1 protein-coding gene is annotated in these 8388 nt (G+C 75.2%); it reads left to right on the plus strand.

What is annotated here, in order from left to right; all coding sequences use genetic code 11:
- The coding region (locus tag SCA03_RS34050; protein WP_141275862.1) for a non-ribosomal peptide synthetase at positions 1-8388 on the plus strand (8388 nt) is incomplete at both ends.

Raw genomic sequence — 8388 nt, forward strand, 5'->3', positions numbered from 1 at the left:
CGGGGACTCCATCCTCAGCCTCCAGGTCGCTTCCCGCGTCCGCGCGGCGCTGTCCGTACCGCTGTCGTGGCGGACGCTGTTCGCGCACCCGACGGTGGCGCGGCTGGCGGCGGCCCTGGAGGGCGGGCAGGAGGAGCGCGCGGGGGCGATCCCCGCGATTCCCGTCGCCGACCGGGAAGGGCCGCTGCCGCTGGCGCCGGGGCAGCAACGGCTGTGGTTCCTGGACGACTTCGCGCCGGGCAGCGTCGAGTACAACACGGGGCTCGCGCTGCGGCTCACCGGCCGGCTGGACGCGGACGCGCTGCGGGCCGCCGTGGACGGCCTGGTGGAGCGGCACGAGCCGCTGCGGACGACCTTCGCCACCGTCGACGGGCGGGGCGTGCAGATCGTGCACGAGAGCATGCGGGTGCCCGTCCGGTACGCCGACGTGTCCGGGGAGACCGGCGGGCCCGGCGGGCGGACGGCCGAGCGGGACGCGGCACTGGACCGGGTGCTGCGGGCGGAGCAGGCCCGGCCGTTCGATCTGCGCACGGGGCCGCTGATGCGGGTGCTGGCCGTGCGCACGGGAGCGGGCGAGCACGTCCTGATGGTCGCCATGCACCACATCGTCACCGACGGCTGGTCGCTGGGGGTGCTCGTCCGGGAGCTGGGGGCGCTGTACTCGGCGGCGGTGCGCGGGACCGCCGCCGCACTGCCCGCGCTTCCGGTGCAGTACGCGGACTACGCGCTGTGGCAGCGTGAGCGGCTCACCGGTGACGCCGCGGACGCCCAACTGGACTACTGGCGTGCCGAGTTGGAGGGCGTGCCGGTGCTGGAGCTGCCCACCGACCGGCCGCGGCCCGCCGTGCGGACCTCGCGCGGTGCCGTGCACGCCTTCGAGGTGCCGGGCGATCTGGTGGCGGGGCTCTCGGCGCTGGGCCGCGGCGAGGGAGCCAGCCTGTTCATGGCGCTGACCGCGGTGACGCAACTGCTGCTGTCGCGGTACTCGGGGCAGCGGGACGTGGTCGTCGGCACCGTCACCTCCGGGCGGGACGCCGAGGAGACGGAGAACATGATCGGGTTCTTCGTCAACACGCTGGCGCTGCGCTCCCGCGTCGACGAGGACGACGCCTTCCGTGCGCTGCTCGGCTCGGTGCGGGACAGCGCGCTCGGCGCCTTCGCGCACCAGGACGTGCCGTTCGACCGGCTGGTGGAGGCGCTGGCGCCGGAGCGCGACCCGAGCCGGACACCGCTGGTGCAGGCGGTCGTGGTGTTGCAGAACGCGCTCGGCGGGCTCGGCGGGTTCGCGGGGATGCACACCGAGCGGGTGCCCGTACCGCGGGACACCTCCCGGTTCGATGTGACGCTGGAGTTCTGGCAGCACGAGGACGGGCTCCTGGCCGAGTGGGAGTACAACACCGACCTGTTCGACGCCTCCACCGTCGAGCGGATGTGCCGCCACTGGCTGCGGCTGGCCGGCGCCGCCGTCGCCGCCCCCGGGCAGCCCATGGCGCGGATGGAGCTGCTCACGCCCGAGGAACAGCAGCACGCCGTCGCGGGGAGCAGCGCGTGCGCCGAGGCCGACACGGTGCCCGCGACACTCCCCGGGATGCTGCGCGCGTGGGCCGCACGGCACAGGGACCGGACCGCCGTCGCGGCGGGGGAGCGGACCACGAGCTACGCCGAACTGTACGCGGAGGCAGGGCGGTTGGCGGGGCTGCTGCGGGCGCGCGGCGTACGCCCCGAGACCAGGGTGGCCGTGGCGCTGCCGCGCTCGGCCGCATGGGTCGTCGCCGTCCTCGGCATCGCCCGGGCCGGCGGTGTGTACGTGCCCGTCGACCCCGGACTGCCTGCGGAGCGGCTGGCGTACGTGCTGGAGGACAGCGGTGCCGAGGTGGTGCTCACCCGGTCCGATGTGGCCGGGCGCGTCCCGCCGGGTGCCGCCCGGGTCGTGGTGCTGGACGAGGCGGCCGTCCGGGACGAACTGCGCGCGCTGCCCGACGAGTTGGCGGACCCGCGGGTGTCGGCCTCGTCCGCCGCCTACGTCATCTACACCTCCGGCTCGACGGGCCGCCCCAAGGGCGTGGTCGTGCCGCACCGCGGGCTGGCCGCCTTCACGGCCGCCCTCGTGGGCCGGTGCGCGGTGGACGGCACCGCGCGGGTGCTCCAGCTGGCGTCGGCCAGCTTCGACGCGTCCGTACTGGAGCTGCTGATGGCGCTGGGCGGCGGCGGAACGCTGGTGGTGCCGCCCGTCGAGGGGCCGCTGGTCGGGGACGAACTCCTGCGCGTCCTGCGGGAGGAGCGGGTCACGCACGCGCTGATACCGCCGACCGTGCTCGGCAGCATCCCGGCCGGTGAGGTGCCCGGGCTGCGGGTGCTGCTGTCCGGGGGCGAGGCGTGCACGGCGGCCCTGGTGCGGCGCTGGGCGGAGGGGCGCACCCTGCTGAACGCCTACGGGCCCACCGAGGTGACCGTCGTCGCGACGATGAGCGGCGCCCTGGCAGCCGGCGCGGTCGCGGCCCCGCCCATCGGCGGCCCGGCCGGGCCCTCCCGCGTCCATGTGCTCGACGGCCGGCTGCGGCCCGTGCCGCCGGGCGTGCCGGGCGAGCTGTACGTCGCCGGTGACGGGCTGGCGCGCGGCTACCAGGGGCGCGGCGCGCTGACCTCCGAGCGGTTCGTGGCCGACCCGTTCGGCACCGGCGGGCGGCTGTACCGCACGGGAGACGTGGTGCGCCGCGCCGCCGACGGGCAGCTGGAGTTCGTCGGCCGCAGCGACGACCAGGTGAAGATCCGGGGACTGCGGATCGAGCTGGGCGAGATCGAGGCCGTCGTCGGCGGGCACGAGGCGGTGGAGCAGGCCGCCGTCGTCGTGCGCGAGGACCGGCCCGGCATCAAGCAGGTCGTCGCCTACCTGGTGCCCGGGCCCGGCCGGGAGCTTCCCGCGCAGGACGAGCTGCGCCGGTTCGCCGGGGCGGCGCTGCCCGACTACATGGTGCCCTCGGCGTTCGTGTCCCTGCCGGAACTGCCCGTCAACGCCAGCGGCAAGACCGACCGCAGGGCGCTGCCCGCGCCGCCCGCCGCGGGCGAGGGCGGCCACACCGAGCCGGTCACCGGCACCGAGCAGGTGCTGTGCGACATCTGGGCCGAGGTGCTCGGCCTGCCCCGCGTCGGCGTCGACGACAACTTCTTCGCGCTGGGCGGTGATTCGATCCTGAGCATCCAGGTCGTCTCCCGGGCCCGGCAGGCCGGAGTGGAGATCACCTCCCGGGACGTGTTCCTGCGGCAGACCGTCGCGGCGCTGGCCGCCGCTGCCGGGACCTCCGGCGGCTCCGGTCGGACCGCGCTGCTGGCCGAGCAGTCCACCGTGACGGGGCCGGTCGCGGCCACACCCATCCGCGAGTGGTTCTTCGCCACGCACCCGCAGGCGCCCGCCCACTTCAACATGGCCATGGACTGCGAACTGGCCCCCGGCACACGGCCGGAGCTGCTGCGGGAGGCCGTCGGCGCGGTGCTGGCCCACCACGACGCGCTGCGCAGCGTCTTCCCCCGCACCGGGGACGGCGGCCGGTCCGGGCACATACCGGCGGCGGCCGACCTCGACGCGGTGTTCACCGTGCACGACCTCAACGACGCGCCGGACGCCGAGGAGCGCTGGCGGGAGCTGACCGGCCGCACCCAGGCCGGGCTCGACCTGGACGCCGGGCCGCTGCTGCGGGTCCTGGCCGGGCAGCGCGGGCCCGGCGGCCCGCTGCGGCTGCTGATCGTCGCCCACCACCTGGTGATGGACGGGGTGTCCTGGCGGATCCTGCTGGACGATCTCGCCGCGGCCTACGCGGCGTTGAGCGCGGGCGGCGTGCCGGACCTGGGCCGCAAGACGACCTCGGTGCGTCAGTGGGCGGACCGGCTGAACGCGCACGTCGCCGCCGGAGGCTTCCGGGACCAGGGCGCGTACTGGCGCGCCGCGGCGGCCGGCGCGCCCACGGACGTGCCGCTGGACACGCCCGGCGGCGACAACACCGTGGCCTGTCAGGACACCGTCTCGGTGACGCTCGGCGCCGAGCAGACCGAGGCGCTGCTGCACCGGGTGCCCGGCGTGTACCGCACACAGGTCAACGACGTGCTGCTGGCCGCACTCGCCCGCACGCTGCGTACCTGGACCGGGCGGGAGCGCACCGTGGTGCACCTGGAGGGGCACGGCCGCGAGGAACTCTTCGACGACGTCGATCTCTCCCGCACCATCGGCTGGTTCACCTCCATGTACCCCGTGGCGCTGCGGCTGCCCGAGGGCGACGACTGGGCCGCGACGATCAAGACCGTCAAGGAACAGCTGCGGGCCGTGCCGGACCGGGGCGTGGGCCACGGCGCCCTGCGCCACCTCGGCGGGGCCGACGCCCTGGCCGACGACCCGGACGGGCTCCCGGCCCCGCAGGTCAGCTTCAACTACCTGGGGCAGTTCGACGGGCTGGGCGGCGACCACGCGCTGTACCGCTCGACACGGCTGAACCCGGGGGGCGAGTACAGCACCGCCGAGGAGCGCCCCCATGTCCTGGACGTGGTGGGCAGCGTACGCAACGGCCGGCTGACGTTCGCCTGGTCGTACTCCAGCGGCCTGCACCGGCGGGAGACCGTCGAGCGGCTGGCCGCCGACCTGGCCGCCGAACTCGCCGGCTTCCTGCGGCACTGCGCCGAGGACGGCGCCGGCGGCCGCACCCCCTCCGACTTCCCGCTGGTCGCCCTCGGCCAGGACGAGGTCGACCGGCTCGCCGGCGACGGGCAGGGAGTGGCCGACATCTACCCCCTCACCGCCCTCCAGGCCGGGATGGTCTTCCATGCCCTGGCCGAACCGGACTCGGCCGCCTACCGGGAACAGTTCTCCTTCGTCGTCGACGGGGTGCAGGACCCCGGCGCGCTGGCGGACGCCTGGCAGCGTGTCCTCGACCGCTCCGACAGCCTGCGGGTGCGGGTGGCGTGGGAAGGGGTGTCCGAACCGGTCCAGATCGTCACCACCGGGGCGGCCCAGCCCGTCACCCTGCTCGACTGGAGCGACCGCTCCACCCCGGCCCAGCAGGAGGCGCTGCGCACCCTCCTGGAGGAGGACCGCGCCCGGCCCGTCCCGCTGGACCGCGCGCCGCTGTCCCGGCTGACGCTCATCCGGCTCACCCGCGACAGCGTGCACGTGGTGTGGACCTTCCACCATCTGCTGCTGGACGGCTGGAGCACGGCGGCGCTCCTCGACGACGTCCTCGCCGAGTACGCGTCCGCCGCCCACGGCACGGCCCGGCACACCCCCAGGAACCGGGGCACCTTCCGCAGCTACCTCGAATGGCTCGCCGAGCGCGACCACGAGGCCGCGACCGCGTTCTGGCGCGACCAGCTCGCCGGCTTCACCGAGCCCGCCGCCCTGCCCTACGACCGGACCCGGGACCAGGCACACCTCGGCCAGTCCACACGCCGGATCAGCCGCACCGCCGGGGACGGACTCTCCCGCCGCGTCGACACGTTCGCACGCACCCACCACCTGACCGTCAACGCCGTCGTGCAGGGCGCCTGGGCGCTGCTGCTGTCCCGCTACTGCGGCACCCGCGACGTGGTGTTCGGCTCCACCGTCTCCGGCCGGCCCGGCGATCTGCCCGGCGCCGAGGACATCCTCGGGCTGTTCATCAACACCCTGCCGGTGCGCGTCGGCATCGACCCGCACAAGCCCGTCGCCCAGTGGCTGCGGGACCTCCAGCACCAGCAGGCCGAGGCCCGCCGGCACGAACACCTCGCGCTCAGCGACATCCCGACGGACCTGCCCAGCGGCACCGCCCTCTTCGACAGCCTGCTGATCTTCGAGAACTACCCGGTGGACACCGGCGCCGCCGAGGAGCACGGCATCCGGCTGCGTGACGTCGAGGTCACCGAGGCCACCAACTACCCGCTGGCCCTGACCGCCTACGCCGGCGAGCGGATCAGCTTCGACCTCGGCTACGACCCGGCGCTCTTCGACACCCGCACCGCCGAACTGCTCGCCGACGACCTGGAACACCTGCTGGCCGCGCTGACCGGCCACCCGGACACCGTCCTGGGCGCCCTGCCGCTGCTGTCCGAGGCCGAACAGCGCCGCCTCGCCGCCGCGCAGGACCCCGGCACCGCGGCCGCGCCCACCGGGCAGCCGCTGGAGGACCTGCTCGCGGCCCCGGCCCGCCGCTCGCCCGACACCGTCGCGGTGGTGTGCGGCGCCGAGTCGGTGACCCACGCAGAGCTGGACGCGCGCGTCTCACGGCTGGCCGGGGCGCTGGCCGCCCGTGGCGTGGGCGCCGAGTCGCGGGTGGGCGTGTGCCTGTCGCGCTCGGTGGACCTGGTCGTCGCGGTGCTGGCGGTGCTGCGGGCGGGCGGTGCGTATGTGCCGCTCGACCCCGAATACCCCGCGGAGCGGCTGGAGTTCATGCTCGCCGACTCCGGCGTACGGCTGGTGCTGACCGAGCAGGCGCTGGCGGCGCGGGTGCCGCGCGCGGAGGGCGTACGGCCGCTGGTGCTCCAGGAGCTGTCCGCCCCGCCGGAGCACGCCCCGGCACCGGTACGCCCGTCGCCCGAGGCCGCCGCTTACGTGATCTACACCTCGGGCTCGACCGGGCGGCCGAAGGGCGTGGTGATCTCACGCCGGGCGATGGCCTCGCTGGTGGAGTGGGCCGTCTCCCTCGGCCGGGACACCTTCGAACGCACCTGGTTCTCGACGTCGCTCAACTTCGACGTGTCGGTCTTCGAGCTGTTCGGCACGCTCGCGGCCGGCGGGACGCTCGAAGTCGCCCGCGACGTACTGGAGTTGGCCGAGCGTCCCGGCGGCTGGTCGGGCAGCCTGATCTCGGCGGTGCCGTCCGCGTTCTCCGCCGTCCTGACCGAGGACGACCCGCCGCTGTCGGCCCGGTGCGTCGCCCTGTGCGGCGAGGCGTTCCCCGCCGCGCTGGCCGCCCGGGTCCGGGAGGTCTTCCCCGACGCCGTGGTGGCCAACATCTACGGGCCGACCGAGGCGACCGTCTACGCCACCGGCTGGTTCTCCGACCGCGACCGGGCCCCCTCCGGCGGCACCGTCCCCATCGGACGGGCCCTGGCCGGCCGTGCGCCGCGGGTGCTGGACGGCATGCTGCGGCCCGCGCCCGTCGGCGTGTGGGGCGAGCTGTACCTCGGCGGGGAAGGCGTGGCCCGCGGCTACCACGGGCGGCCCGGCCTGACCGGCGCGCGCTTCGTCGCCGACCCGTTCACGCCGGGACAGCGGCTCTACCGCACCGGTGACGTGGTGCGCTGGACGGCGGACGGCGTGCTGGAGTACGCGGGCCGCGGCGACGACCAGGTGAAGGTGCGCGGCCACCGCATCGAGCTGGGCGAGATCGAGGCCGCGCTCACCCGGTGCGCCGGCGTCGCACAGGCCGCCGTCGTCGCCCGGGAGACCGGCTCCGGCAGCAAACAGCTGGTCGCCTACCTGGTGCTCGCAGCACAGGGCGCGGTGATCAGCGTGGACGCGCTCCGCGACCAACTGGCCGCCCGGCTGCCGGAGTACATGGTGCCCGCCACCTTCATGGTGCTCGACGCGCTGCCGCTGACCGCGAACGGAAAACTGAACCGCAAGGCACTGCCCGAGCCCGCCGTCGCCCGCACCGAGGAGGCACGGACCGCGCCGCGCACCCCCACCGAGGAGGCGCTGGCCGCGATCTGGGCCGAGGTGCTCGGCGTCGAACAGGTCGGCGCCGACGACGACTTCTTCGCGCTCGGCGGCGACTCGATCTCCAGTCTGAAGGTCGTCTCGCGGATCCGCGGCGCACTCGGTGCCGCGCTCTCCCCGCGTGCGCTGTTCGACGAGCCCACCGTGGCCCGGCTCGCCGCCGTCCTGGACCGGGCGGCGCCGCAGCCGGACGCCGGTCCCGAGGCCGCGCCGCTGGTGCCCGTCGCACGCGAGGGCGCGCTGCCGCTGTCGTACGCGCAGGAACGGCTGTGGTTCCTCGACGACTTCACGCCCGGCTCCGTCGAGTACAACCTCATCACCTCGCTGCGGCTCACCGGTGAGCTGGACGTCTCCGCGCTGCGGCTGGCCGTCGCGGCGCTGGTGGCGCGGCACGAGGCGCTGCGGACCACGTTCGACTCGGTGGACGGTCAGGGCGTGCAGATCGTGCACCCCACGATGGACGTGCCCGTGCAGGCCGTCGAGACGGAGCCCGGCCAGGTGGACGACGTGCTGCGCGCCGAGGCCCGGACGCCCTTCGATCTGCGCACGGGACCGCTGCTGCGGGTCGTGCTGCTGCGCACGGCACCGGACGAGCACGTGCTCGCGCTGTCCCTGCACCACATCGTCACCGACGGCTGGTCGATGGGCGTCATCCTGCGCGAGCTGAGCGAGCTGTACTCGGCGCTGCGCGGCGGAGGCGCCACGCTGCC

The organism is Streptomyces cacaoi (assembly GCF_006539165.1).
Taxonomy (GTDB): Bacteria; Actinomycetota; Actinomycetes; order Streptomycetales; family Streptomycetaceae; genus Streptomyces; species Streptomyces cacaoi.